This window comes from Microcoleus sp. Pol12A5 (assembly GCF_036701435.1).
In the GTDB taxonomy this organism is placed as follows: Bacteria; Cyanobacteriota; Cyanobacteriia; order Cyanobacteriales; family Microcoleaceae; genus Microcoleus.
Genome location: NZ_JAUBQU010000052.1, coordinates 1 through 23,807, shown reverse-complemented (window position 1 = coordinate 23,807; position 23,807 = coordinate 1). Strand labels below are relative to the sequence as shown.

26 protein-coding genes are annotated in these 23,807 nt (G+C 46.7%); 12 read left to right on the top strand and 14 right to left on the bottom strand.

The features are described 5' to 3' along the window. Positions 1 to 2 precede the first annotated feature (2 nt). Positions 3 to 794, bottom strand: coding sequence for a cobalamin biosynthesis protein (locus QUA45_RS15560; protein ID WP_333221443.1), 792 nt, complete (start codon positions 792 to 794; stop codon positions 3 to 5). A gap of 120 nt (positions 795 to 914) precedes the next feature. Here QUA45_RS15560 and QUA45_RS15555 point away from each other — a divergent pair, with 120 nt between their 5' ends. Further along, positions 915 to 1,052 carry a hypothetical protein gene (locus QUA45_RS15555; RefSeq protein WP_333221441.1) on the top strand — a complete coding sequence of 46 codons (138 nt, stop codon included), beginning with the start codon at positions 915 to 917 and terminating at the stop codon, positions 1,050 to 1,052. Positions 1,053 to 1,100: 48 nt separating this feature from the next. Continuing rightward, positions 1,101 to 1,283, top strand: a complete 183-nt coding sequence (locus QUA45_RS15550; RefSeq protein ID WP_333099818.1) for a hypothetical protein — start codon at positions 1,101 to 1,103, stop codon at positions 1,281 to 1,283. A 113-nt stretch (positions 1,284 to 1,396) separates the two neighbouring features. Here QUA45_RS15550 and QUA45_RS15545 read toward each other — a convergent pair whose 3' ends face one another. Further along, complete coding sequence (locus QUA45_RS15545; protein ID WP_333221439.1) at positions 1,397 to 1,540, bottom strand: hypothetical protein; 144 nt, start codon at positions 1,538 to 1,540, stop codon at positions 1,397 to 1,399. A 112-nt stretch (positions 1,541 to 1,652) separates the two neighbouring features. Here QUA45_RS15545 and QUA45_RS15540 point away from each other — a divergent pair, with 112 nt between their 5' ends. Next, entirely contained in the window at positions 1,653 to 2,015 is a 363-nt protein-coding gene (locus tag QUA45_RS15540; RefSeq protein WP_333069100.1) for a hypothetical protein, read from the top strand. Between the two features lie 8 nt (positions 2,016 to 2,023). Here QUA45_RS15540 and QUA45_RS15535 read toward each other — a convergent pair whose 3' ends face one another. Together QUA45_RS15535 and QUA45_RS15530 are read right to left on the bottom strand one after the other, a co-directional pair. Further along, positions 2,024 to 2,545 (bottom strand): GNAT family N-acetyltransferase, encoded by a 522-nt coding sequence (locus QUA45_RS15535; protein ID WP_333099816.1) that lies wholly within the window; start codon positions 2,543 to 2,545, stop codon positions 2,024 to 2,026. 24 nt (positions 2,546 to 2,569) lie between these two features. Next, on the bottom strand, positions 2,570 to 3,187 hold the full coding sequence (locus QUA45_RS15530; protein ID WP_333099815.1) for a TetR/AcrR family transcriptional regulator: 618 nt from the start codon (positions 3,185 to 3,187) through the stop codon (positions 2,570 to 2,572). Between the two features lie 282 nt (positions 3,188 to 3,469). Between QUA45_RS15530 and QUA45_RS15525 the strand changes: the two genes are divergently transcribed. Continuing rightward, positions 3,470 to 5,065 carry a pitrilysin family protein gene (locus QUA45_RS15525; RefSeq protein ID WP_333099814.1) on the top strand — a complete coding sequence of 532 codons (1,596 nt, stop codon included), beginning with the start codon at positions 3,470 to 3,472 and terminating at the stop codon, positions 5,063 to 5,065. Positions 5,066 to 5,348: 283 nt separating this feature from the next. After that, on the top strand, positions 5,349 to 6,830 hold the full coding sequence (locus QUA45_RS15520) for a pitrilysin family protein (RefSeq protein WP_333221437.1): 1,482 nt from the start codon (positions 5,349 to 5,351) through the stop codon (positions 6,828 to 6,830). A 119-nt stretch (positions 6,831 to 6,949) separates the two neighbouring features. On the opposite strand, the gene QUA45_RS15515 is transcribed toward QUA45_RS15520, so the two are convergent. The 3 genes from QUA45_RS15515 to QUA45_RS15505 form a co-directional block, all read right to left on the bottom strand. Continuing rightward, positions 6,950 to 7,303, bottom strand: coding sequence for a hypothetical protein (locus QUA45_RS15515; protein ID WP_333221435.1), 354 nt, complete (start codon positions 7,301 to 7,303; stop codon positions 6,950 to 6,952). A 252-nt stretch (positions 7,304 to 7,555) separates the two neighbouring features. Next, positions 7,556 to 8,947 carry an asparagine--tRNA ligase gene (asnS, locus tag QUA45_RS15510; RefSeq protein ID WP_333221433.1) on the bottom strand — a complete coding sequence of 464 codons (1,392 nt, stop codon included), beginning with the start codon at positions 8,945 to 8,947 and terminating at the stop codon, positions 7,556 to 7,558. Positions 8,948 to 9,060: 113 nt separating this feature from the next. Next, on the bottom strand, positions 9,061 to 9,426 hold the full coding sequence (locus QUA45_RS15505) for a DUF2203 domain-containing protein (protein WP_333099811.1): 366 nt from the start codon (positions 9,424 to 9,426) through the stop codon (positions 9,061 to 9,063). A gap of 207 nt (positions 9,427 to 9,633) precedes the next feature. Between QUA45_RS15505 and QUA45_RS15500 the strand changes: the two genes are divergently transcribed. Continuing rightward, complete coding sequence (locus QUA45_RS15500; protein WP_333056391.1) at positions 9,634 to 9,909, top strand: DUF6439 family protein; 276 nt, start codon at positions 9,634 to 9,636, stop codon at positions 9,907 to 9,909. Positions 9,910 to 10,155: 246 nt separating this feature from the next. Here the strand turns inward: QUA45_RS15500 and QUA45_RS15495 are convergent, their stop codons facing one another. Next, entirely contained in the window at positions 10,156 to 10,644 is a 489-nt protein-coding gene (locus QUA45_RS15495) for an anti-sigma regulatory factor (RefSeq protein WP_333221431.1), read from the bottom strand. Positions 10,645 to 11,340: 696 nt separating this feature from the next. Between QUA45_RS15495 and QUA45_RS15490 the strand changes: the two genes are divergently transcribed. Both QUA45_RS15490 and QUA45_RS15485 read left to right on the top strand, forming a co-directional pair. Then, positions 11,341 to 12,234 (top strand): alpha/beta fold hydrolase, encoded by an 894-nt coding sequence (locus tag QUA45_RS15490; protein WP_333221429.1) that lies wholly within the window; start codon positions 11,341 to 11,343, stop codon positions 12,232 to 12,234. Positions 12,235 to 12,377: 143 nt separating this feature from the next. Continuing rightward, positions 12,378 to 13,364 (top strand): aldo/keto reductase, encoded by a 987-nt coding sequence (locus QUA45_RS15485; protein ID WP_333099807.1) that lies wholly within the window; start codon positions 12,378 to 12,380, stop codon positions 13,362 to 13,364. A gap of 228 nt (positions 13,365 to 13,592) precedes the next feature. On the opposite strand, the gene QUA45_RS15480 is transcribed toward QUA45_RS15485, so the two are convergent. Both QUA45_RS15480 and QUA45_RS15475 read right to left on the bottom strand, forming a co-directional pair. Next, complete coding sequence (locus QUA45_RS15480; protein ID WP_333029071.1) at positions 13,593 to 13,733, bottom strand: hypothetical protein; 141 nt, start codon at positions 13,731 to 13,733, stop codon at positions 13,593 to 13,595. A gap of 108 nt (positions 13,734 to 13,841) precedes the next feature. After that, positions 13,842 to 15,533, bottom strand: coding sequence for a transglutaminase family protein (locus QUA45_RS15475; protein ID WP_333221427.1), 1,692 nt, complete (start codon positions 15,531 to 15,533; stop codon positions 13,842 to 13,844). Between the two features lie 422 nt (positions 15,534 to 15,955). On the opposite strand from QUA45_RS15475, the gene QUA45_RS15470 reads away from it, so the two are divergent. Together QUA45_RS15470 and QUA45_RS15465 are read left to right on the top strand one after the other, a co-directional pair. Beyond that, on the top strand, positions 15,956 to 16,822 hold the full coding sequence (locus QUA45_RS15470; protein WP_333221425.1) for a DUF928 domain-containing protein: 867 nt from the start codon (positions 15,956 to 15,958) through the stop codon (positions 16,820 to 16,822). A gap of 432 nt (positions 16,823 to 17,254) precedes the next feature. Further along, positions 17,255 to 19,417: a ShlB/FhaC/HecB family hemolysin secretion/activation protein gene (locus tag QUA45_RS15465; protein ID WP_333221423.1), complete on the top strand. Its 2,163-nt coding sequence runs from the start codon at positions 17,255 to 17,257 to the stop codon at positions 19,415 to 19,417. Positions 19,418 to 19,506: 89 nt separating this feature from the next. On the opposite strand, the gene QUA45_RS15460 is transcribed toward QUA45_RS15465, so the two are convergent. The 3 genes from QUA45_RS15460 to QUA45_RS15450 form a co-directional block, all read right to left on the bottom strand. After that, on the bottom strand, positions 19,507 to 19,905 hold the full coding sequence (locus tag QUA45_RS15460) for an alr0857 family protein (protein WP_333099802.1): 399 nt from the start codon (positions 19,903 to 19,905) through the stop codon (positions 19,507 to 19,509). A gap of 254 nt (positions 19,906 to 20,159) precedes the next feature. After that, complete coding sequence (locus QUA45_RS15455) at positions 20,160 to 20,675, bottom strand: HNH endonuclease (RefSeq protein WP_190660760.1); 516 nt, start codon at positions 20,673 to 20,675, stop codon at positions 20,160 to 20,162. A 212-nt stretch (positions 20,676 to 20,887) separates the two neighbouring features. Then, complete coding sequence (locus QUA45_RS15450; RefSeq protein WP_333099801.1) at positions 20,888 to 21,142, bottom strand: hypothetical protein; 255 nt, start codon at positions 21,140 to 21,142, stop codon at positions 20,888 to 20,890. 93 nt (positions 21,143 to 21,235) lie between these two features. Here QUA45_RS15450 and QUA45_RS15445 point away from each other — a divergent pair, with 93 nt between their 5' ends. Both QUA45_RS15445 and QUA45_RS15440 read left to right on the top strand, forming a co-directional pair. Beyond that, positions 21,236 to 21,571, top strand: coding sequence for a ribbon-helix-helix domain-containing protein (locus tag QUA45_RS15445; protein WP_039886507.1), 336 nt, complete (start codon positions 21,236 to 21,238; stop codon positions 21,569 to 21,571). Positions 21,572 to 22,010: 439 nt separating this feature from the next. Beyond that, positions 22,011 to 23,342 carry a D-alanyl-D-alanine carboxypeptidase gene (locus tag QUA45_RS15440; RefSeq protein ID WP_445305322.1) on the top strand — a complete coding sequence of 444 codons (1,332 nt, stop codon included), beginning with the start codon at positions 22,011 to 22,013 and terminating at the stop codon, positions 23,340 to 23,342. A 127-nt stretch (positions 23,343 to 23,469) separates the two neighbouring features. On the opposite strand, the gene QUA45_RS15435 is transcribed toward QUA45_RS15440, so the two are convergent. Continuing rightward, positions 23,470 to 23,807, bottom strand: a 338-nt coding sequence (locus tag QUA45_RS15435; protein WP_333221421.1) for a transposase, incomplete at its 5' end; no start/stop codon positions are given.

Here is a 23,807-nt window from a genome sequence, read left to right as displayed (position 1 = left end):
CATTATCCCAGATACTCGATCGGGCAAACTGCAACCGCTACTGTTACCGCAGAACCCGCCCTAACCCCTCCTTGTGAAAGGGGGGGATTTTTGGTGCGAAATATTTTTTTAGGAACTAAGAGGGCATTTGAACCGCAGATAAACGCAGAGGGGCGCTGATGATTGATGGATATCTGCGTATATTCGCGTTCATCTGCGGTTAAATTTTCTTTTTTAACTGCACAAAGTGCCGCAGCTTCTGCTACGCTGGGCGTCCCGACTGCTTTTGCTGCAATATTTGAAGGGTTGGGGACTTCTACGGAACTTAAAATGTCAGCAGCAAAGGTTTTTAACGGCCAATTTCGCTCTTGACAAAGTTCCAGCAAGCCGACTTCACCTGCTTTAGTGTCTATTGTAGCAATACCTGCGATCGCACTTTCCGCTAAATGATAAGCACGGCATACTTGTTTAATCGCAGTTTCTATTAATTCTCGCCCTGTTCCGCGTTCGCAACCTATCCCTATCCACAACACTCTCGGATGCCACTGAACTTTTGGCAAAGCAGATTCCGGGGAAAATCTTCTCTGCGTGAAACTAATCCAAATTCTGGCTTTGATAGTTGATAGATTTTCCCCATCCCAATACAAAGAATGTTTTTCGGGCAGACTGTTTTGCCACAAAGTAGAACCAACTTCTTGAATTACTTCGACAGTTTCCCCTCTAGCCATAGCCGCCGCCACTCCTGTCCAGTCACCTTCCCCGCGCTGCCAGCCGCTGGGAATGTCTAGCATCTCTAAAGTAAATTCATCGCTCATTATTCCGTTATCTATTCTGTAGTTTCACTGCGACCGCAATCTTAAAAAAAATTTAATACTTTGTTTATTGAAACTTTTGCTACAACTGTAGCATAAAATACAAAAAATCAAACATTTAAGATGGTAGAACTAAATCAGTTACTGTTAGAGTTTGAAAACAACCTCAAATGGGAAGGAGTGACAAAAGAATGGATAGAGCGGCGGGAAAGTTGGGTTAGCGATGTGGCAGCATCAGTTAATCTGACAGATCTAGCATAACTGCTAGTTGAATATAAATCTTCTAACTTGCAGTGGGAATCGGTAGATATGCAGTCGCCAGAGCGTCGTAACCGTTGGGTAGAAGAATGTCTTGGAGCATCGATTGTTCAAGAAGTATCAAGTTTATTGCTGGAACTTGAAACCAATACCAATTGGAAAGCTGTGACTACTGATGAATGGCAGCAGAATTGCGAGAAATGGGTACCGCAAATACACAAGTTTAAGGATTAGTTTCCAGGAGTCAGAGCAGGTAGAGATGCGTTTTTATAACCTAATATTTCCTAATGACTAATCGCTAGTTCTTCCTCTTTCAGCTAAACCCCATTTAGAAAAATCTCTGCGAGTCATTCAGCCCTTTTCTGCATTTGCTGCGGAGAAGCATTCGGCTCCATAATCGTATTTTGACTGAAGGGCGCGACTGCAAACATTGCCAAAAATACCTGAGCGACAATTTTCTGATTCATCTTTGGATAAACTTGTTTTTCCATCGCCGTTTCCAAATAAAACCTCAGCCACATAGCTCATTATAAAAAACCAACAGTCTCAATCAATAAAATTTGTCCAAAAATAGCACAAACTGCAAACAATACCAAATTTAATATGGTAGAACTAAACCAATTACTGTTAGAGTTTCAAGCCCACCTAAGCAGGGACGCAGTGACGGAAGAATGGAAAGAACGTCGCGACTGTTGGATGAGCGAGGTATCAGCAGCAAGTGACGAAAAACACCTAGCGAAATTGCTAGCTGAATTAGAATCCAATTTTCAGCGAGAAGCGGTACAAAGTCTCTGGAAAATGATCCGTGAAAGTTGGGTAGAAGAATGTCATATAGCATCGACGCTGGAAGAAGTATCAAGTCTATTGCTGGAACTTGAAAGCAATACAACTTGGGAAGTAGTGACGGATGAATGGCAGGATAATCGGGAGAAGTGGGTGCAAAAGATGTACGAATTTATAGAGTAATAATTCACTTAATCAAAATCCACTTTCATTGTGAATGATGTCCCTCCTGTGCGGTTGATTGTCTCGCTTCCGTCAATTACTTTAAATCCACAGCGCTCGTACAAACTCAGGGCCCGATTTGAGCTTCTGACACTCAGGGAGACCGATCGATAAGATGCTTTTGCCGCTGACAACAAACGAGCCAGCAACTGCGTTCCTACACCCTGATTTGTATATTCTGGAAGAACCGCGATCGCCAATTCCGGGGTAGTATCGTCAACCCAGCCAAAGCCCTTGTCATCCCCTGTCAACAAACGCAGCCAGGCGGCTCCTACTGGCTGGCTGGCGTTCAATTCGATGGCTGCGAAGCCCAAATCGTTTGCACGTCCCCAATTCTTGACATATTTGGCAATTAAAGGATGATTGACAACCGCTTGCACCGTTGATTCGCCTTCTTCTGCCATGTGCGCCGCTTCATACAGCATTTGCCACAAAAAAGGCTCGTCTTCCTGCGTTAGCCGCCGAATAGAATAGTGCAAAACTTTGCTCATAACAAGTTTTTCCTATTGCCCTAATTATTCATCTTTAATTAAAACCCCATTCAGAAAAATATCTGCGAGTCCTTCAGCCATTTCCTGCATTTGCTGCGGAGAAGCATTCGGCTCCATAATTGTATTTTGACTGAAACCCGCGACTGCAAACATTCCCAAAAATACCTGAGCGACAATCTTCGGATTCATCTTCCGATAAACTCCTTTTTCCATAGCCGTCTCAAAAAAAGCCTCAGCCACATTAGTCATTTTTCCGATGACTTCCAACTGAATTCTGTCGCGCAAATCCGGGTGAAATTGCGCCTCCAAAAAACACACCCGCATCATGTCGCTATTCTCGCGGATATTCAGCATCCGCCGCCGCATCACCTGAGCCACTGCTTTGTAACTGCCCATCTCGCTTAATTCAGTCAGCAAATCCGTCAGCAACTCCACCCATCCTTCCGTCGCCACCTCAATCAAAATCGCTTTTTTATTATCAAAATGCCGAAATAGCGTACCCTCTGCCACCCCCGCCGCCGCTGCTAAATCGCGAGTTGTCGTGCCGTCGTATCCGCTGCGGGCAAACAACCGCTGAGCGGCTTGTAAAATCCGCTTCTTGGTTTCTGTTTCAGAAGGAGGAGACTGATTAAAAATTCGCATGGCTTTGCAATCGGTAATTGGCGACTTGGATCTACGGTATCGGGACTGAATGGCTAAATTAATGTTAAGTTTTAAGTTGTGCGCGGCTTTGATCCCAAACTTAAAACTCCTCGCTCAACTCCAGACCCTTTTTGAGATTTGCTGTATCAGCCTAACATCTGCGGCGCAACAGATCGCTTATGCCTCCAAAAATCTTTATCCTTAAAAAAGAATCTCTGACCGCCGAGCACAAACATTTTTTGTTTGACAATCCAAAATCTCAATTCTAAAATCTAAAATCGAATGACCCCGCAGTTCCAAAAACCCCGTGAAGCGAAGCTATCCCGTAGGGAATCGCCCGATCGCCAAACTCGATTCATCGCCTCCCTGCTGGCCGCTGTACTGCTTTGGTGGGGCATTTCTCCAGAAATGGCCCTTGCCCGCCCCAACCCCGCTAGCGGCTCCCAAGCAGTCTCTGTTCAACCGTCGCTCGATCGAGTAATCAGCCAAGTCAGCGAATTTAAGCTCGACAACGGCATGAAATTCATCGTACTCGAAAGGCCCAGAGCGCCCGTAGCATCGTTTCTGATTCACGCCGATGTCGGCGGCGCAAACGAACCCGACGGTCAAACAGGTGTCGCTCACTATCTCGAACATTTAGCCTTTAAAGGCACGCCAAAAATCGGCACTACCGACTACCAAGCCGAAAAGCCGCTCTTAGAAAAACAAGACCAACTCTTCGAGCAAATGCAAGCAGCCAAGGCCAGCGGCAAAACTGAAGAAGTCGCCCAATTAAAAGCAGAATTCGACAAAGTTGAAGCTGAAGCTTCGCAATTTGTCAAGCGTAATGAACTCGGCAAAATAGTGGAACAAGCAGGCGGAGTCGGACTAAATGCCGCTACTTCCACCGACGCCACAATGTATTTTTACAGCCTTCCAGCTAATAAGTTAGAAATGTGGATGTCGCTGGAATCCGAGCGATTTCTAGAACCAGTATTTCGGGAATTTTACAAAGAAAAACAGGTAATTTTAGAAGAGCGCAGGCTGCGAACCGAGAATTCTCCGATCGGACAAATGGTTGAAGTTTTTGCCAACAAAGCTTTCTCTGCTCATCCCTACCGCCGCCCCGTAATTGGCTACACTGAAGACATTAAAAACCTTAGCCGCAGCGACGTGCAGAAGTTTTTCGAGACTCACTACGTCCCCAGCAAGCTGACTGTGGCCGTGGTAGGAGACGTGAAAGCTTCGGAGGTGAAGCGACTAGCTCAAATTTATTTCGGTCGTTACAAGGCGAAACCAGCGCCTCCAGAATTGCAGATTGTCGAACCTCCCCAAACGCAAACTAAGGAAGTCACGCTGCAATTAAAAACTCAACCTTGGTATTTGGAAGGATACCATCGGCCTGCGATGAATCATCCCGACAATGCGATTTATGAAATGATTGGTTCTTTGCTCAGCGATGGCCGCACTTCTCGGCTTTACAAATCTTTGGTAGAACAACAGCAATTGGCGCTGGCGGCTCAAGGTTTTAGCGGTTATCCGGGGGAAAAGTATCCGAATTTGATGTTATTTTACGCTCAAACTGCTCCGGGCCGCACGGTTGATGAAGTAGCTGCAGCTTTGAGCAAGGAAATCGATCGCCTGAAAACTGAGCCCGTTTCTGCTTTGGAATTGGAGCGGGTGAAAACTCAGGCGAGAGCCGATTTATTGCGATCGCTCAATTCTAATATGGGCATGGCATTTGCGCTGGCGGACTATCAAGTAAACACCGGTTCGTGGCGAAATTTGTTCAAGGAATTGGATGCGATCGCGGCTGTTACTCCCGCTGACATTCAGCGTGTCGCTCAGGCAACTTTTCGCCCGGAAAATCGCACGATTGGTAAGCTTTTGCCACTGTAACCAGAAGGAAGAAGGAAGAAGGAAGAGGTAAGAAGGAATAAGGAAGAAGGAACTCTCGTTTCCAGGCTCTGCCTGGGAACGCATATCCGCGAGGCTTTGCCTCGAATTGTCAACTTATGAAATAAAGGAAGAAGGAAAAAGGAAGAAGGCTCTTCTGCTTCGCTCAGGGTAAGAAGAGGGAAGAAGAAAGAGGGAAGAAACACTCGTTTCCAGGCTCTGCCTGGGAACGTATATCCGCGAGGCTCTGCCTCGAATTGTCAACTTAGGAAACATTGGAGAAAGAATGAAAAGGACTAAATTGAGACTGAAAAAAGTAAAGTTATTTCTGCTATCGCTTTGCTTTTTTACTGTTTCACTTGGCACGTTTAATTTGTTACCTTCCTTTGCGGCGGCACCCAAACACTACGACGAATTAACATTTCCCCCGCTGGCAGAAATTAAACTGCCTAAATACACTCGCTTCGAGCTGAAAAATGGCATTCGGGTGTATCTGATGGAAGACCGGGAACTCCCGTTAGTCGGGGGAACGGCGCTATTTCGCACGGGCGAGCGCTTTGAACCTGCCGAGAAAATTGGATTGGGAGGATTGACGGGAGAAGTGATGCGAACTGGCGGCACGAGCGGGCATACGGCTGATGAATTAAATCAGTTGCTAGAACAGCGAGCAGCTTCGGTAGAAACTGGGATTGATGTTGCTTCTGGTACGGCTAATTTTAGTGCTTTAGCTGAAGATGTGGAACCCGTGTTTGACTTATTTGCGGAAGTGATTCGAGAGCCAATATTTGCTCAGGAAAAGTTAGATTTAGCAAAGAATCAAACTCAAGGTGCGATCGCCCGCCGCAATGACGATCCTGACGGTATTACCGGCCGCGAGTTTCAAAAATTAATTTATGGCGATCGCAGTCCTTACGCGCGCACGGTAGAATACAAAACCCTCGCCAATATTTCCCGCGATGATTTGGTGAGTTTCTACCAGAAATATTTTCATCCCAAGAATATGATTTTGGGTATTTCTGGCGACTTTGATACAGCTAAAATGCGATCGCTCGTCGAGCAAAAATTCGGCAACTGGCAACCGAGTCAAAGTGCAGAAGTGCCTGCACTACCAACCGTATCGCCAGCAAATAGGGGCGGCGTATTTTTGGTAAATCAGCCGCAATTAAGTCAAAGTTACGTGCAAATAGGACATTTGGGCGGAATGCTCAGCAGTCCAGATTACGGTGCTTTGGACGTGATGAACGGGGTTCTCAACGGTTTCGGTGGTCGTTTGTTTAATAACGTGCGATCGCGCCAAGGCTTAGCTTATTCAGTATACGCCGCTTGGAGTCCGAGATATGACTATCCGGGGGTGTTTGTCGCTGGAGGCCAAACGCGATCGGACGCCACAGTACCGTTTATCCAGGCAATTCGCGCCGAGATCGATCGTATCCGCACCGAACCAATTACCCCGGAAGAATTAGCTTTCGCTAAAGATTCCACCCTGAATTCTTTCATCTTTAAATTTGAAAATCCCAGTCAAACTTTGTCGCGATTAATGCGCTACGAATACTACGGCTATCCAGAAGATTTCATTTTTCGCTACCGCCGCAGTATCGAAGCAGCAACAATTGCCGACGTGCAGCGCGTAGCCAAGACTTACTTGAAACCGGAGAATCTGGTAACATTAGTAGTGGGAAATAGTGCGGCAATTGAACCGCCGTTATCGAGTTTGGGAACTTCGGTAAAAGTGCAATCTGTTGATATCACCATTCCCCCAGCGACTTGAGCATAATTAGTTTGACGCACCAGCCTCTTATTTGGTGCGTCACTATGAGATTGTCACTCTAACTTGTGAATTTTTGATGGCGACACACCCTACGGCTATCTTGCTGAAGAAGTCGATTACTAAAGCTCTGGAATACCAAAACTACCTAACTGACTAGAGTTTTTCACGTCAACCCATACTTGAAATTCAATTATTGAAGGTTTGACTGTAATTTTTTCCGTCATACCAAAACCTTTATTTTGCTGGATTACCTCACACGGAGCGAAACTGACTGCTTCGTTAACATCAATGATCGTTCCTGAAAAATCGCCTTCTGGAGTGTTATAAAACTCAATGGATCGCCCCTCAACAGGAGGATAAGGCATAAGCGTAGAAAATGCACCGAAACCACACTCTTTATTTACACAAATTAGAATCGACCAAAGGTATACTCCAAACTGCGTCCCATAAATCGCTGTATCTGATGAACTCATTATTATCCCCTTTGATTTAAAAATGGACAAGATAGCAGATATTGTATTATCTGCCCACCATCCAGAGTTAGTCTACCGTTGTGGCGAGCGCTTTTAATTACCAGCTTTGTCAGGCTCGGATCGCAAATGGCTAGACAGTTACCCATGTCGGATAACTGTTCTCGGTTAACGTACCACAAAATAAGGTGTTTTTAGTGAAGACTTTAGTCCTTATAAAACACGATAGGAATAAAGTCCTCCCTACAACCTCAACTAAAAATCAATACTCAAAGGTGCTCTCGGAAACGGAATCACATCCCGAATATTCCCCATTCCCGTCATAAACTGCACCAACCGTTCAAATCCCAAACCAAACCCAGCGTGAGGCACAGTACCGTAGCGGCGCAAATCCAAATACCACCACAATTCCTCCTTATTCATACCCTGCGCTTCCATGCGCCGCTCCAACACATCTAGCCTTTCTTCCCGCTGCGAACCGCCGATTATTTCCCCAATATTAGGAGCCAAAACATCCATGGCTCGCACCGTTTTCTCGTCATCGTTTAAACGCATATAAAATGCTTTAATCCCGACGGGATAGTCGCTGACAATTGTCGGCTTTTTAAACAAGTCCTCAGCCAAATAACGCTCGTGTTCTGACTGCAAATCCAAACCCCAACTGACCGGAAAGTCAAACTTTTTGTCGGCTTTTTCCAAAAGTGCGATCGCCTCCGTATAAGTGATCCGCTCGAACTGATTATTAATGATATTTTGAGCAGTAGCCAAAACCGTTTTGTCAATGCGCTCGTTGAAAAACTCCATATCTTCCGGGCAACGATCCAAAACGTATTTAAAAATGTACTTTAAAAACGCCTCAGCTAAATCCATATCTCCCTGCAAATCGCAGAAAGCCATCTCCGGTTCAATCATCCAAAACTCAGCCAAATGTCGCGAAGTATTAGAATTTTCCGCTCGAAAAGTCGGTCCGAAAGTGTAAACATTTCCGAAAGCCATCGCCATAACTTCCGCTTCCAACTGGCCGCTAACTGTTAAATAGGCGCGCTTTCCAAAAAAGTCTTTAGCATAATCTACCTCTTGCGAATCAGTGCGTGGCACATTCTTTAAATCAAAGTTGGTAACGGCGAACATTTCCCCCGCACCTTCGCAGTCGCTAGCAGCAATAATCGGAGTGTGAACCCACAAAAAACCGCGTTCTTGAAAAAATTGGTGTACCGCCGCCGAACAAGCATTGCGGACTCGAAAGACAGCACCGTGGGTGTTTGTGCGCGGCCGCAAATGCGCGATTGTCCGCAAAAATTCAAAGGAATGCCGCTTTTTTTGCAATGGATAAGTTTGCGGGTCTGCATCACCGTAAACTTGTACTTGTGAGGCTTTCAACTCAATTCGCTGTCCTTTTGCTGGAGAAGCTACCAGCACTCCCGACACTTCTAGAGATGCACCTGTATTGAGTTGTTTGAGTACATTTTCAAAGTCTGGCAAATCGGAATTTATGACTACTTGCAAGTTAGCCATCGCCGAACCATCGTTGACTTCGACAAAGGCAAATTCTTTCAATTCGCGTTTGGTACGAACCCAACCTTGAACAGTTACAGTTTCGTCCGGTTCACCTGCGCGCAAAATTGCTGCTATTCGTTGATTTGTCATATCCACTCCTGTTTATTTAATATTTATTTTGCACCATCTTTCTCTCTTTTCTCTTCCTCTGCGCCCTCTGCGCCCTCTGCGGTAAATAAAAAAATCAAAAATCCCAACATTGTTCAACCTGCATAGGATTTCAAAATCCAACCGATCAAAATACCGAGTCCCCCAAACCGAACTGCTTGCCAAAAAGGTTGTTTTATGCTTCCCCAAGAAAACAGGCTGCTTTCTAAATTCAACTCGATAGTTTCCAATTCTTGCTCAATTTCCCGCAATTCTTTTTTGAGTTGCGGCAATGGATTTCGGCGCCCCGACTGGCGGATTTCTTCGCGCCGATGGCCGAGTTCGACTTGGCGCTGTCGATCGACCTGAATTTGAGTGTACCGTTCTTTGACTGCCGCGAGCGATCGCTCCACTGCTGCGATCGCTTGAACAAACTCGCTTTCTTGCTCTTCCGGATTTAACTCTGACGGCTGTTGAGGCATTTCGATCTGCAAACCTGACAATAATAATAAAAAAAACTGATTTCCAATTAAGTTGTTATTATATGCAGTATATTTTCTAAATTAACGAACTCTAGCCAAATAGACATAAGTATAGCAACTTTATCGGCATTTAAAACGTTTTTAATTGCTGAAACCATTGATTTTATGTCATTTTCCTTCTTCCTTCTTCCTTCTTCCTTACCACCTATGCTTGAAACTACACAAACAACCCAAACTGTCAACCTCAACGAGCTGAGCACGGTAGAACTAGCCCAAGCTCTAGCCGCGCGCCTCGCCATCCCCGAAAAAGATTGGCACCGCCTCAAAGCAAACCGTTCCGCGCGGGCCTGCGAGCAAGCTGCGGCCGCTTTGGTCTTTTTGCTCAAAAAACAGCCCGAAGAAGCTCTCCCGCGCTTAAACCAAGCAGCAGGATGGCTGGATAGATCGATATCTGCTCCTCCCTGTCCCACCCACGGCAAATAATTTTGAGTATAGAGTCTTGAGTTTTGGTTTGATTAGTCGCTCAAAAATTAGACAATCGCGCTGCTCGATCGAGCAGCGCGATTGTGAGTTCAAAAGATTTATACTTTTTTAACTCAAAACTCAGATTTTGCATTATGATCAGCTATCAATAGCCAGAGCGTTCAAATTCTCATTGCAAACTTCAGTCCGGGAACGAAAAATTTTCCAGGTCTAACTGAGATGAAAAATGCTGCTTTCATAGCGGTGCTAGCGCAAGCGAGGCAGTCGGTAGCGACTTGGAAGTTCTTTGCACAGCCGTAACTCTGTACCTTGAGAATTCCACTCTACCCGATCGAATATTTGGTAAAGAATAAACAAGCCTCTACCGCATTCCTGTTCCACATTGGGTAGTCCAGAGTTATCTGCAACGTCCTCTGCTAGGAGACTGTCGCAATCATCGGTATAAAGGTTACAACTGCAAGGGGCATTAAAGCCAGAACCTTGATCCGATATCACCCACCAATATTGGTTTTGAACGATTGAAAAACGGACTCCAACAGTTTTACCGGGGTCTAATTTGTTTCCATGCTTAGCAGCATTTACCAAAGCTTCTTGAAGCCCCAACCGCAATTCCGCTTGCCAGTAATCTGGCACCTCTGCTAGGAGCAGATCCAAAATAGGACAAAGGTATAGAGTAGAAGCGAAGCTAATCGTAATCCAATTGCGTCCGACGGGACGAGGTGAAATAGCAATCACTCAGAAAACTCCCTAACTTTCAGGTGGATAAAGTTCACACCCTGCATAGTTGGCTCCCTAGTATTCAAAATGCTAATTAATTGAGCGGCGCAGCTCTACTTCTATATTAGAGTATCTAAGCAATTAAGAACAGCAAACAACGTCACAAAATATTCAGCGATTCTGAGAAACTTCTGCAGAGAACCATCGGTAATTTTACTTATAACTTCTCCCAGCCGCGAAATTTTTGATTTCAGCTTTTGTCAACTCGCAACCAAACGGCTCGCTGCATCCCCACGCCGTCAACACCTCTTGAACAAACGATCCCCACCTGGAAAAGCTCGCAAATAACTATAAAAAAGTCGATCCCTTGACCCTCGCCCATCAGGTTCGACCCTCGCCGCCAAGCTTTGCACCCATCGCCCCAGAGCTATCTCTTACCGCCACACAGCACAATCATCATACCTAGGTATGTTGCACCCAAAACCCGATTTATTTTCCCAAATGCGATCTGGCAAAACATCTCCCTTTGCTGCGCCCCTCACAAAATCAATATTCGTTACAAAACTTATTAATTCTGAGTGCGGAAGATCGCCAGCTCCCAACTCGCTCACATGGACGAATCCTTTGCTAGCGGAACCCCCGCGCGGATGGCAAACTTTATAAATCTGAGCGTCGCGATACAATAGTTAAAGTAAATAATTATTTCTTTACATTATGCAAGCAAACCCAGCCGTCACCACAGCCCCCATAGCCGGCACTTACTGGCAGTGGCGGGGGCATTCAGTATACTACGTTCGATCCAGCGATCGGCATCCAGAACGCCCTCCCCTGCTGTTAATTCACGGTTTTGGAGCGTCCACAGACCACTGGCGCAAAAATATCAGCGGGCTGAGCAAAGACTTTGAAGTGTGGGCGATCGACTTGATGGGATTCGGGCGATCGGCAAAACCCGAATTGCAGTACAGCGGCGACCTCTGGCGCGACCAACTCCACGACTTTATCACCAACATCATCGGCCGGCCCGCCGTACTAGCCGGCAACTCCCTCGGAGGCTACGCCGCCTTGTGTGTAGCAGCCCAGCGCCCCCAATCAGCAGCCGGACTCATATTAATCAACAGCGCCGGCCCCTTCAGCGAACCGCAGCCCGCACCCGAAGCCCCCCCCTTGCAAAAAGCCATATCTGCAATAGCTAAAACCTTATTTCAGCAAGATTGGGCAAGTTTTCTGCTGTTCCAGTACGTGCGCCAGCGATCGACAATTCGGAAAACCTTAGAAAAAGTTTATCTCGACCAAAGCGCCGTCACAGACCAATTAGTAGAAGAAATATACCTTCCCTCCTGCGATCCCGGTGCCCCCAAAGTATTCGCTTCCGTATTCCGAACACCCCAAGGCGAAAAAATTGACGTATTACTTAGTCAATTAACCTGCCCGTTGCTAATGCTGTGGGGAGAAGGCGATCCGTGGATGAATTCCACAGAAAGAAGCGCCAAATTTCGCAAACACTATCCGCAGTTAACAGAACACTTTATCAAAGCCGGTCACTGTCCCCACGATGAAGTACCAGAACAGATAAACGAACTGATTCGCGCATGGATAATTGACCAATAGTCGATCGGCACATAAATAATTTTCCCCAGGCTATCTCCTCCCTCGGAGAGGGGGAAAATTATCCGATTTGCAGTAAAAGTTTATGTATTGTGCCAACACAAACGCGGTTAATTTCTCTCACATATTCTGAGGAGACGGAAACCATGACCCGCAAAAAGACTCGCCGCAATTTTATATTGAGCAGTATAGCTGTTGCCAGCGGCATTGCAGGCGCTAAGGCGATCGAACAGCAGGATCGGGAAATCGCAGCCGCACCAAATAACAAGGCCGCCACCACAGTAAAAATGCCAGAACGAGTGTTAGGCAAAACCGGGGTCAAAGTGCCGATTTTCGGTTTGGGTGGGGCCGGACAAACACCGCTGTCGCAGCCGGGAAGAGAAGCAGAAGCAGCGGCGCAAATTGAACGCGCGATCGAACTAGGCATTCGCTATTTTGACACGGCGGCCGAGTACGGGCCCAGCGAAGAAAACTTAGGCAAAGTTTTGCCACCATATCGATCGCGCCTATTCCTAGCCACAAAAACCTCCGCCAGAGACAGAGACGGCGCGTGGAGAGACTTAGAGCGATCGCTCAAAAGATTGAAAACCGATCGGCTAGACTTGTGGCAACTGCACCACGTCTCATTCCAAGCCGAATTAGACCAAATTTTCAGTGCCAAAGGAGCAATAAAGGCGATCGAACAAGCCAAAGAGCAAAAAATAATTCGTTTTTCCGGTATAACCGGACACCACGAACCTGCTATCATTGTGGCCGGCTTGGAGCGCTATCCTTTTGATACAATATTAATCTCCCTCAACGCCGCCGAAAAACATCACCCGCGCTCCTTTGTTACCACCGCTTTACCAGTAGCCAAAGCCAAAAACATCGGCGTCATAGCCATGAAAATACCCGCTTACGGCAAATTATTTGAGAACGGTGTTTTAGATGGAATGCACCAAGCAATGGGCTACACGCTTTCACTTCCCGGCGTTAACTGCTGCATCATCGCTGCCGACTCAGTAAAGCAATTAGAAGAAAACTTAAAAGTCGCCCAAGAATTCCAACCGCTGAACGAAACAGAAATGGCAGCACTTGAAAAACGCACCGCTGCGGCTTGGCAAGAAAACACATTTTTCCGACAGTGGACTTAAACTCCCCAATCCACAATCCCCTTTTTCCTCTGTGTTTATTGTGGCGCGGGACGCCCGTGAGTCGTAGTTTTGTAGGAAGACTCAAGTGGTCACTACAAACTTCTAACGGTTATGTTACTGAACTTGATATCATCTGCAGTGAAAATATTTCAAATCACAAAACAAGGCGAGCCAACCAGGTCGCCTTGTTTTTTATCATAAAAAATGCGATTTGTCAACAGCAAACCGTTACTTTTTTTTCCGTTTAGCCTTATCTAACCGCCTGCGATCGCGCCACTCAACCGCCGTCAAATAAGCGACTCCGCCAGTCACAGTCAGCAGCAGTACAAAGGCCACTAAAACAAGAATATTAGCAATCGAAAATTCCACAACCCCTCTTCCTCTGATTTTACATTTTCTACTTTCGATTTTAGATGAAAAATGTTAACAATTAACAGTTGAATGTTGACGGCTAACTGTTAATTGTTAACACTCTCTTCAAACTGCAGGCAAATCTTCCAAAATTGTAAACCTCACATGATTAATTGCCAGACTCCCCACGGAAACATCCTCCTTGTTCAAAGGGAGACCGCCGCTCGTGAGACTTTGAAACCGAATTCCCTTGCCAATTTCTACGTGATACCAAGCCAAACCCATAAAAAATCGCAAAGGATAAGGGCCTCTGTCTTGAATATCATCAGGATTAGATTCCATCGGCACCCACCCAAAACCCGGAATGTAAAATTCCAGCCAAACGTGATTGAAATCCGGCTCCAGCGACACCCCTTTTCTGTCAGCAAAAGCCGGACACTTGTAGCGCCCGATCGTGCGGCAAGCAATCCCGTTTAACCTAGCCAAAGCTAACAAAAGTCCCACGTACTCGCCACAAGAACCGATGCCGCGGCGTAATACAATATCGGGAGTGTCAATGTGAGGCCTAATGCCGTAAGAAAGTTGGTCGTAAACAAAATTGCGAATGCTCAGTAACTGCCTCAGAATATTAGTTTCTGAGCCAATGGCAGCCCCAGCAGCCGATCGCACAATCTCCGTATCCATCGCCAAATTGTCATTATCCACCAAATACTTAGCTGCAAACTCCGGCGACAGCTTGGGAATCTTTTCGACATCCCGAGGCGACAACTGATACTTAATCGATCGAACTTCTAACAAAGCCTTCCAGCCAAAAATTCGGCGTTCCCCAGGGTGCAGCCGATCGAACTTAAACACCGCCACCCGTTCCCCTTCCTGAATTTCCTCAGTAAAAGGCATTCCAATCGGCGTAATTTTCCTGACCTTTTGTCGGTGAGTTTCCGAAGGCAAAGCAATCCGCCACTCCAAATTTTCGATTTCTACCTCATCGAGAGGAGACAGTTCCTCCACATAAGACATTTCCATCAAAAAACCGTTTGACAGAGCGTAGCGCTCGGCTTCATTGTAGTGAAAATATAAAGGCTGAATAAAAGTGCGATCGCGCTTTGTCAACTGAAAAGGATCTTCCGAATTCGGGTCATCCCGGATGTAAAGTTCATCCCCGGCATAAGCCACGTACAGAACCTCCTCTCCCGTTTCGGAATCCTTGTGAAAAGCCAAACCAGAAGGCGACTCAAAGGGAGTCAAAACGCTAAATTTAATCTCCCCAGTTCCCCGTTCCAAACAGTAAACAGTTTGCTCAGTCTTGTCGCAAACCCAAATTTCCTCATCCCGGACTGTGATATTTTCCACCCCTATACCGGGAGCGTAAAACCGAGTAATTTCCCGACCAGTTTTCAGGTCAAAAACCAGAATCGCATTTAATCTCTGGCAAGTCGCATAAAGCGTAGATTTCCACACAGCAATCCCGTCAGCAGGATAAGAAAGTGAAACAAAATGTTCCGGTTTGAGTGCAGCGATCGCCCCGTCCCGAACTGCGCCCCGACAGCAACAAATATCCTCATCCCGCGCAAACCAGAGAGTATCTTCCGAAATAGCCAGCCCGGTTGCGCCCGCAAACTTAGCCGTTTGATAAGGATTCAAAACAGTAGTGTTGTCAGTTTCTCGATCGATCTCCAATAGCAGCCCTTCGGCGCGATCGACAGCGAACAACCTATTTCCTAAAAAAGCAATGCCGTGCAGTGCCAAGACTCCGATGGGTCTTACCATCCGCAGCCCCGAAGGCTGTTTGTCCGAGAGAACAGGTGAATCGAGATTCATGCTAAATTTCTTGTCGGTATTGTACAGAAAACCTGATTTGTAACTTGTAGCCGCTCGCTTGAGGTTAACCAGCAAAATTGCCGAGTTTCCTGATATTCAGGATTGACGCATCAACCGGGTGTTTTTACGAAAAGACGCGCTGTATCCTCTGGCTAGAGTTAAAAGGACCCGAATATTAGTCTTTGTCAAAGTTGGGTTTAACAAGCTCAACCCAACCTGGTGCCGTGAATGGAAGTAAGTATAACTACTAAGCTACCACTGACAAAGGCGACACAGAATTCTATGTTGAGCACAGCGACCAAAATAATCGTATCTGCCTAAAGATATAAATTAAGTACAACAGATTACTATATCCGTCAAAACCTTGGATAGAATAAAACCGTGCGATAAAGTTCCTCGGTTCATCAAAAGGCAGGTTCGTCATGGCTTTGAAGTCTGCTCTAAATATCGGTGCTTTTTCATTAATTCTGTCTTTAGAGGCAGTTGCCGCCGGTAGTTTCTTAATACCAGCAGAGGCTCTCAACAGCCCCGCAAACATTGTCAAGCGCCCCTCACCACCGCAGTTACCCCTCAACTGGCAAACAGTTCAACCCCCTGAAACCAGGGGAAGCAGACCGAACATTCAGCCAACCGGTTCCACGTGGAATACCTTTCAACCGCCGGAGGACGGAGTACCCGGAAGGCGTGAAGGGGGAGGAACCCGCGGCTTAGAATGCCCCACGGCCACAACTGCCTTAACTGCTTTGATTCCCCAATCAACTATGGGGCAAACCATATCAGCAAAGCCAACATTTTTCTACTACCTTCCTATAGCCCTCGACAAAACAGTTCAGTTTGAGTTAGCAGACCAAAGAGACAAAACACTGTACAAAAAAAGTTTTCGCATGGTAACTAGCCGTGCAGGTGTAGTTAGCGTCAGCCTCGACTCCGACGACAACTCGCCAACCCTGGAAGTTGGCAAAAACTATCAATGGTACTTTACTATCAAATGCAACCCCAAAAATACAAGAGATGATGTTCTCGTTTCCGGGTGGATCAACCGCACCGCACTCGCCCCAACCGTGCAAACAGAGTTGGATCGATCGCCCGATCTCACCAAGCTCAGTATCTTCGCCCAACAACGTCTTTGGTACGAGTACCTGGCAACTCTAGCTCAATTGCGTATCGAGTCTCCCAGCGATGCCAGTTTAGCGATCGAGTGGTCAGCAGTGCTCAACTCAGTCGAACTCGGCAAAATAGCCCAAGAACCCTTAGTCACAAGTGAATTAACACCTATCACCAGAAAATAATTAAACACCAGTTCCAAAAAAGAATGCAACGGTAGGCAAGCCCCAAACTGTGATAGCCATCAGTCAGTTGATTTTAGATTTTAGATTTTAGATTTTAGATTTACTTGTTGCATTGAATCAGGAATCTCGAACAGGAGTCTAAAATTTTAGGATCTACGCTGATGAGCGTTCGGGGTACGGTATCCGTTTTTGGGCGAGTCATTGCCAAATCTCAAATCTCAAATGGTATGACTGGTGCAGCAAGTACGACAAACTCGGTTTAAAGCGCGGTATTTGGCAGCGCCACAGATGATTTTTGGCTGTTGCGGGTTGTTTGGTCGATCGTGCTAAATAAATTAAAATTTGTGTACCGATCGGCAAGCAGTTCTGACTTCTGGCATCTTAAAAGGCGGACTGTGAAGATTTTGATGGTCAAATTTCGCCTAATACTAAATGATAAACTGGCATAGTCAAGCAGCCGACAAACTTATTTTAGAGAAATTATTAATTATGCGCCCGAATGCAAATATTGCAATATTTCGGTTAGGGATTTCACTTCTAACTTCGCTCCCGATGGTTTGCTTTTACACCAATAAAGCTATATCCCAAACCAACGATATTTCTCAGTTGCCCGTCGCCGCTGACAACTCAGCAGATACGGGCAATCAAGTATTAGCACTGCAAAAACTGGAAATCAAGCAGGATGAAACAGCGACCAACTTAAATCAGCTTCGCGATTCCATCGAGACCAACCCTGAACCAGAAACACAATCGAACCCCGCCGAGAACAGCCAAGATGCCTGTTCCACAATCGATGAAGCTGCTTGTGGTGCGGGCATCTTGCCCGAACAAACAAATCTGGTTGACAACGATCCCCAATGTCAGAACCAGCTAAATTGTCATCATGTTTTAGCTCAGAACCCGCAGACGCCACCGGGAAACCTCCCGCCCGACTTAAACCGCGAGCGACTACCAGATCCGCTGTTACCGTCGCCGCCGACTCAGCCAGATCCAAATCGCGATCGATTTCTGCAACCGGCCCCGCAGCCTTCGCCAGAACCTCCCCAAGTACCGCCCACAGTAGCGCCGCCGTCCCCGTCGCCAGTTCCCTCAACCCTGCCGAATACACCAATTGAGGTGCAGAAAATTCAAGTAGTGGGCAGCACAATTTTAAGCCAAGACGAAATTAATGCCTTAGTCAACCCCTTAGAAGGCCGTTCTACCACCCTAGAACAGCTCAAACAAATCGCCGACAAAATTACCGAAATTTACCTCAATCGTGGCTACATCACTTCGAGAGCAGTCTTGCCACCCCAAACTATCACCGCAGGGGTAGTCCAAATTCAAGTGATTGAAGGCAAGCTAGCCCGAATTGAGGTAGAAGGAACTAAAAGATTGAATCCAAATTACATCCGCAGCCGGATTCGACTCGGTGCCGGAATGCCTTTAAGCACAGCTTCCTTAGAAGACCAACTCCGGCTGTTGCGGGTCGATCCTTTATTTGACAATGTAGAGGCCAGTCTGCGGGCTGGGGATAATGAAGCCGAGAGCATTCTGATCGTCCGAGTCTCGGAAGCTAATCCATTTCAGCCTACTTTCAGCATTGACAATTACTCGCCTCCCAGTGTTGGTTCCGAAAGATTGGGAGTTAGTTTGCGGCACCGCAATATAACAGGAAATGGCGACGAACTTGCGGCGGCTTATTATCGATCGCTCGGCGATTCAGACGTATTTGATTTCAGCTATCGCGTGCCGCTAAATGCGATGAACGGCACTTTGCAATTGAGGGCGGCCCCGAACCGCAACAGTATCGTACAAGCACCTTTTGACGCTTTTGACATTTCAGGAAAATCGCATTTATTTGAAGTTAGTTACCGCCAGCCGCTGCGGAGAACGCCGATCGAAGAATTTGCGTTGTCTGCCGGTTTTACTTATCAGACAGGCAGAACTTTTCTCGCCGGCGAACCGTATGCTTTTGGCATCGGCCCGGATTCCAATGGTGTCACCACTACGAGTTCAATTAAGCTGGGACAGGACTACATTCGGCGCGACCCTCAGGGCGCTTGGGCTTTGCGATCGCAATTTACGATCGGCACTAGCTTGTTTGATGCTACTCAAAACGAAGGTTCTGACCCGGACGGACAATTTTTTAGTTGGCTGGGTCAAGTGCAGCGAGTACAGCGATTGAATGACAAACATTTATTAATTTTGCAGGCAGACTTGCAGTTGTCAGCTAATAGTTTGTTGCCTTCCCAGCAATTTGTAATTGGCGGCGGGCAATCTTTGCGTGGCTACCGCCAAAATGTCCGTTCTGGCGATAACGGCTTCAGAGTTTCCATCGAAGATCGGATTACTTTGCAGCGCGATGCTTCGGGAAATCCAAAACTACAATTAGCTCCATTTTTGGATGCAGGTACTGTATGGAACGTTGCGAACAATCCTAATAAATTAACCAATCAGACATTTTTAGCCGGTCTGGGTTTGGGGGTAATCTGGGAACCGATACAGCGGGTGAACCTGCGGGTAGATTACGCTTTCCCTTTGGTGAGAATTAGCGATAAAGGCGACAATCTGCAAGATAAGGGAATTTACTTCAACATAATTTATACGCCTTAAGGAGAGAGGGAGAGTGAAGAGTGGGGAGTGGGAGAAAGTGGAAGATGAAGAAAATATTTCCCTCTTCCCTCTTCCTTCCACATCCGATATTAATCGCCGACTTCCCCGACAACCTCTGCAGCAGCCTGAGTTTCGAGCCAGAGATTGAGCAGCAATAGCTCCGCCCGATCGCCCAACACAGTCGCAAACACGCCGTCAGCCCCCTCGGACGCCTCAGAAATCCACGTACCGCGCAGAGTCACTTCTACAAAGTCAGTATCAGCAACACAAAGCTCGATGGCATCGTTGTCGTTTCGGCGGGCCTCAGATTCCAACAGAGACAGCGCCGGCAAATTCGCGGGCAGCAAAAATGCCGCAGTGCTCGGTTCGACGCTGATGCTTTGACCAACTCGCATAGCCAGCACAACTCGCAGCGCCACTAACTGTTCGGGAGATTGAGCCAAACGCTCGAGGTTAAAGCCCGTTTCAGTGTAAGTCAACTTCAGCATATTGACAGCCCTAAATTTGGAATTGAAAGTTTAAAATTGAAAATCGGGAACTGGGCATGGGGAATAGGGCATCGGGCATTGGGCATCGGGCATCGGGCATTGGGCATTGGCCATCGGACATTGGATAGGTCGGAATGAAAAGTTTGCTATTGGGACCTAAAATCCTTTTCAATTACAGAACTTAATTAGCTATTAACTATTAGCTATTACCAATTACCAATTACTTGTTTGGTCCATGCCCTATTCCCCATGCCCTATTCCCCTATTTGATATTCGTGCCAAAACAGTTCGGCAAAAGCAACAGTGGGGTGTATGGGAGCCTTTGGCTTAGTTCGCAGAGACATTCCAGCTTCTATAGGAGTTCGATCGCCCTTACGAGAGTTGCACCGTTCGCAAGCAGTCACTACGTTGTCCCAAGTATGCGGGCCGCCCTTCGATCGAGGCATCACGTGATCCAGCGTCAAATGCCGATTGCTACCACAGTATTGGCAAGAATGAGCGTCGCGGCGCAGAACTTCCCGGCGATTGACCGGGGGTACTTTCCACAAGCGTTCCCTGTTACCAAAAGTTAAGCGGATTTGTTCGGGTACGTGGATGCTGGTGCTGGGCGATCGTACCAGCCAGCCGTTGCCGATGCTAAAATCCAGAGGTTCAGCTTTGCCTGTTACCAACAGTACGATCGCCCGTTTGATGTTGACACGGCTCATTGGTAGGTAATTCTGAGAAAACACCACCACAGATTGCCTCAATACATCAGTTACTACGGTCACGGCTTGCTCCTCCTCATCAATTTTGGATTTTAGATTTTGAATTTTGAATTTTGCTTGCTTCGTCAGCATTGGCTACATCTGGTTTTTTCCCAGTTCCCCAAGCGGATCGAATTTCTCAAATATCCAATCAAATGCCCCCGCTTCTCTTACTTAGAAGCGGGGGCTAGAAAAACTGCTAAAGGCAAATTTTCATCCTGTCTTGGTACAGTCGTTTAGCTGTACCTCCCGCTTCGCGTATCTCGATGTGGCTGTGCCACTTGCAGACCGTCCCGGTCTACCTCGTTGTAATTAATTTCTGCAATTTGTCCTAATCCACTATAACCGCGTTTAATTAGGCCCAAGCCCGCCCACGAGGTTGCTGTGACAGTCGCAAAACCCGTGCTAAAAACGTGCCGTAACGACTCAGAGTGACCCGTGGGGCGATCGCACTTCAATTGATAGGTGGAGTAGGTGGGGAGAAATTTCACAGCAGGCAGAAGGTGGTTAAGAGGCTTTCAATCTAGCTGTAAACATACTACACTGATATTACACATATGTCCACCCGTCACGGAGAAAAAATTATGCATACCCTACCTAGAACCTCAACCACCGAAATGGAAGTCACCAGCATTCGACTCGAAAGAGAACTCAAGGAGAGACTTAAAGAGCTCGCGGGCAATCAAGGCTATCAAGCTTTGATTCGAGATTTGCTCTGGAATTACGTGCAGCAGAAGTCTGGAGAGTATCGGCAGATGTTTTCTCGATCGGATATTCGAGCCAGCATTAATGCCACAGCACAGCAGGAGGAACGCTGCGCGCTTACAGGAGAGTTGATTCGACCGGGCGGGCCGATGTTATTAGGCCTGACGATGCACGGCGAAATGGTGCCGCTGAGTATAGGGAGTATGGCTGGATAAACCAGTTTATCGAAAATTTGTGAGAGCGATCGGCCTGGGGTGAAGGCCCCAGGCGCTGAAGATCATACTATTTTAGATTTTAGATTTTAGATTTTAGATTTCAATACTTCGGGCAGTTTTTGATTACCAACCGTAGAATAAGGGTTTCCAGGCTCCAAGGCAATCGAGCTACCAACGGAAAATCCAGGGTTTCAGACTACGAACTAAAAACAGTCCGGACTATTGGTATAAAATTCCGCAGTCTTTAAAAAATATCTATTTAACGAACCGTGAAGACGCAAAGAACGCGAAGGAAGATGGAGAAGAAGAGAGGTAATGTCAGCGGTTCGGGAGTCTGGTAACGCAGATGCGGAGGCTCCACAACGCGCTGGCTAGTGCTAAAATTTCCATCGGGCGTGCCGAACAGACGATCGTACATTTGATGAAAAAAATTAAAGTAATGCTGAAAAACCGCTACTTGACTGCTGCGAGTTCGATCGCCCTTCTTACAATTATTGCCGGATGTGCAGCTACTGAATCACCTCAACTTGCATCTCCCTCTCCCGTAGCTGAAGCTTCCCCGCCGCCAGTTAAACCAAGTCAGCCTCAGCCCTTAATAGTCTCTGCTAGCAATCCCGAAACCCCCACAAGTACCAAAATCCAGCAATATCTCAACGGGTTGGCAGCCCAAGGTTTTGCCAAAGAAAACCAAGGCGTCTGGATGCAATCTGGCAATACTTTGCTAGCCAATCACCAAGGTACAGTTCCTCTGTCGGCCGCTTCTATTACCAAAGTAGCAACATCTCTGGTAGCGCTGCAACAATTCGGGCCGGAACATCAATTTATCACCTTAATTGGTACAACGGGAAAAATAGAAAAAGGCATACTAAAAGGCGATTTAATTGTTCAGGGAACCGCCGATCCGTTGTTTGTTTGGGAAGAGGCGATCGCCCTTGGTAACGCCTTAAGTAAAAAAGGGATCAAGCGAGTCAGTGGCAATTTAATAATTGTCGATAAGTTTTATATGAACTTTGAACTCGATCCCTTCAAATCGGGAGAATTGCTCAAACAAGGATTGAACAGTCAAATCTGGCCCAGCGAAGCCGCCGCCCAGTATCAAACTCTGCCTCCCAATACGCCAAAACCCCAAATAGCCATTGAGGGTACTGTACAACTTTTGCCAGCATCTCCCAACGACGTGCAGCCTTTAGTCAAACATTATTCTTTGCCCCTTGCTGAACTGATCAAAAAAATGAATCAGTACAGCAACAATCTCATGGCAGATATGCTAGCTGATACTGTCGGGGGCGCCAAAACTGTCGCGCAAAAAGCAGCAGCAGCAACCGGAGTTCCGCCCGCAGAAATTCAACTCGTCAACGGTTCGGGATTGAGCGAAGAAAATCTCATTTCTCCCCGGGCTGCTTGTGCGTTGTTTATAGCTTTAGAACGCTATCTTGAACCTTACAGCATGACAGTTGCTGATGTCTTAACTGTAGTTGGGAAAGATAAAGGAATACTATCAGAACGGCCGCTTCCCAAATTAGCAGTAATCAAATCTGGCACGTTGGATAATGTTAGCGCTTTGGGCGGAGCGCTGCCAACTCAAAAACAAGAAACAGTGTGGTTTGTGATTATGAATCGCGGGGCAAATGTCGAGACATTTCGCACTCAGCAAGAGGTTTTGCTGAAAAGCTTTTTGAATGAGTGGGGAAGTGTTCAAGTTTCGCCACCCGAATTAACGCCAAATCCTGCTAGAAGCAGTAAGGTATCTCGCAGCGAAATCATCAATTAATCGGGTTTGTAGTAAGGACTTGAGTCCTTGATTTTTAAGTAGCGCAAGGTGCGCCACAAGCACCTAGCCCGCTCAGGAGTGCGATCCTCTTCGTTGGCGTAGCCCCCGTAGATACTGTCTTGATCTGTCAAGGGGTAGCGAGCAAATAAGTTGGATCGAAAGGCTTTTGGGACTTTAAAATACCAAAAGCCAAATGCACCAACTTCCTCATCAAAGCACCAATCACCTGCATTTTGACCTTTCCACGACCCAATAATCGCTCAGTCATGGCTTTGAGCAAAGGATTACAACGCATCGCCACCACCGCAGGCATATACAATGCCTTTCGCAATCGGACATTTCCCGTACAAGACAAACGAGTTTTGCCATGCACAGAAGTTCCTGAACAACGCTCACACGGAGTCAAACCTGCATAAGCTGCGAGTTGACGAGCATTTTTGTAATCTTCAATACGACCAACTTCAG

Bases quoted from the DNA above. Each gene is read 5' to 3' on its own strand.
- QUA45_RS15530 (WP_333099815.1), bottom strand. From the start codon at position 3,187: ATGCGAATTTTTAATCAGTCTCCTCCTTCTGAAACAGAAACCAAGAAG.
- QUA45_RS15475 (WP_333221427.1), bottom strand. From the start codon at position 15,533: ATGAATCTCGATTCACCTGTTCTCTCGGACAAACAGCCTTCGGGGCTG.
- QUA45_RS15560 (WP_333221443.1), bottom strand. From the start codon at position 794: ATGAGCGATGAATTTACTTTAGAGATGCTAGACATTCCCAGCGGCTGG.
- QUA45_RS15515 (WP_333221435.1), bottom strand. From the start codon at position 7,303: ATGAGTTCATCAGATACAGCGATTTATGGGACGCAGTTTGGAGTATAC.
- QUA45_RS15525 (WP_333099814.1), top strand. From the start codon at position 3,470: ATGACCCCGCAGTTCCAAAAACCCCGTGAAGCGAAGCTATCCCGTAGG.
- QUA45_RS15460 (WP_333099802.1), bottom strand. From the start codon at position 19,905: ATGCTGAAGTTGACTTACACTGAAACGGGCTTTAACCTCGAGCGTTTG.
- asnS (WP_333221433.1), bottom strand. From the start codon at position 8,947: ATGACAAATCAACGAATAGCAGCAATTTTGCGCGCAGGTGAACCGGAC.
- QUA45_RS15485 (WP_333099807.1), top strand. From the start codon at position 12,378: ATGACCCGCAAAAAGACTCGCCGCAATTTTATATTGAGCAGTATAGCT.
- QUA45_RS15470 (WP_333221425.1), top strand. From the start codon at position 15,956: ATGGCTTTGAAGTCTGCTCTAAATATCGGTGCTTTTTCATTAATTCTG.
- QUA45_RS15520 (WP_333221437.1), top strand. From the start codon at position 5,349: ATGAAAAGGACTAAATTGAGACTGAAAAAAGTAAAGTTATTTCTGCTA.
- QUA45_RS15535 (WP_333099816.1), bottom strand. From the start codon at position 2,545: ATGAGCAAAGTTTTGCACTATTCTATTCGGCGGCTAACGCAGGAAGAC.
- QUA45_RS15445 (WP_039886507.1), top strand. From the start codon at position 21,236: ATGCATACCCTACCTAGAACCTCAACCACCGAAATGGAAGTCACCAGC.
- QUA45_RS15505 (WP_333099811.1), bottom strand. From the start codon at position 9,426: ATGCCTCAACAGCCGTCAGAGTTAAATCCGGAAGAGCAAGAAAGCGAG.
- QUA45_RS15440 (WP_445305322.1), top strand. From the start codon at position 22,011: ATGCTGAAAAACCGCTACTTGACTGCTGCGAGTTCGATCGCCCTTCTT.
- QUA45_RS15555 (WP_333221441.1), top strand. From the start codon at position 915: ATGGTAGAACTAAATCAGTTACTGTTAGAGTTTGAAAACAACCTCAAA.
- QUA45_RS15545 (WP_333221439.1), bottom strand. From the start codon at position 1,540: ATGGAAAAACAAGTTTATCCAAAGATGAATCAGAAAATTGTCGCTCAG.
- QUA45_RS15465 (WP_333221423.1), top strand. From the start codon at position 17,255: ATGATAAACTGGCATAGTCAAGCAGCCGACAAACTTATTTTAGAGAAA.
- QUA45_RS15490 (WP_333221429.1), top strand. From the start codon at position 11,341: ATGCAAGCAAACCCAGCCGTCACCACAGCCCCCATAGCCGGCACTTAC.
- QUA45_RS15550 (WP_333099818.1), top strand. From the start codon at position 1,101: ATGCAGTCGCCAGAGCGTCGTAACCGTTGGGTAGAAGAATGTCTTGGA.
- QUA45_RS15500 (WP_333056391.1), top strand. From the start codon at position 9,634: ATGCTTGAAACTACACAAACAACCCAAACTGTCAACCTCAACGAGCTG.
- QUA45_RS15540 (WP_333069100.1), top strand. From the start codon at position 1,653: ATGGTAGAACTAAACCAATTACTGTTAGAGTTTCAAGCCCACCTAAGC.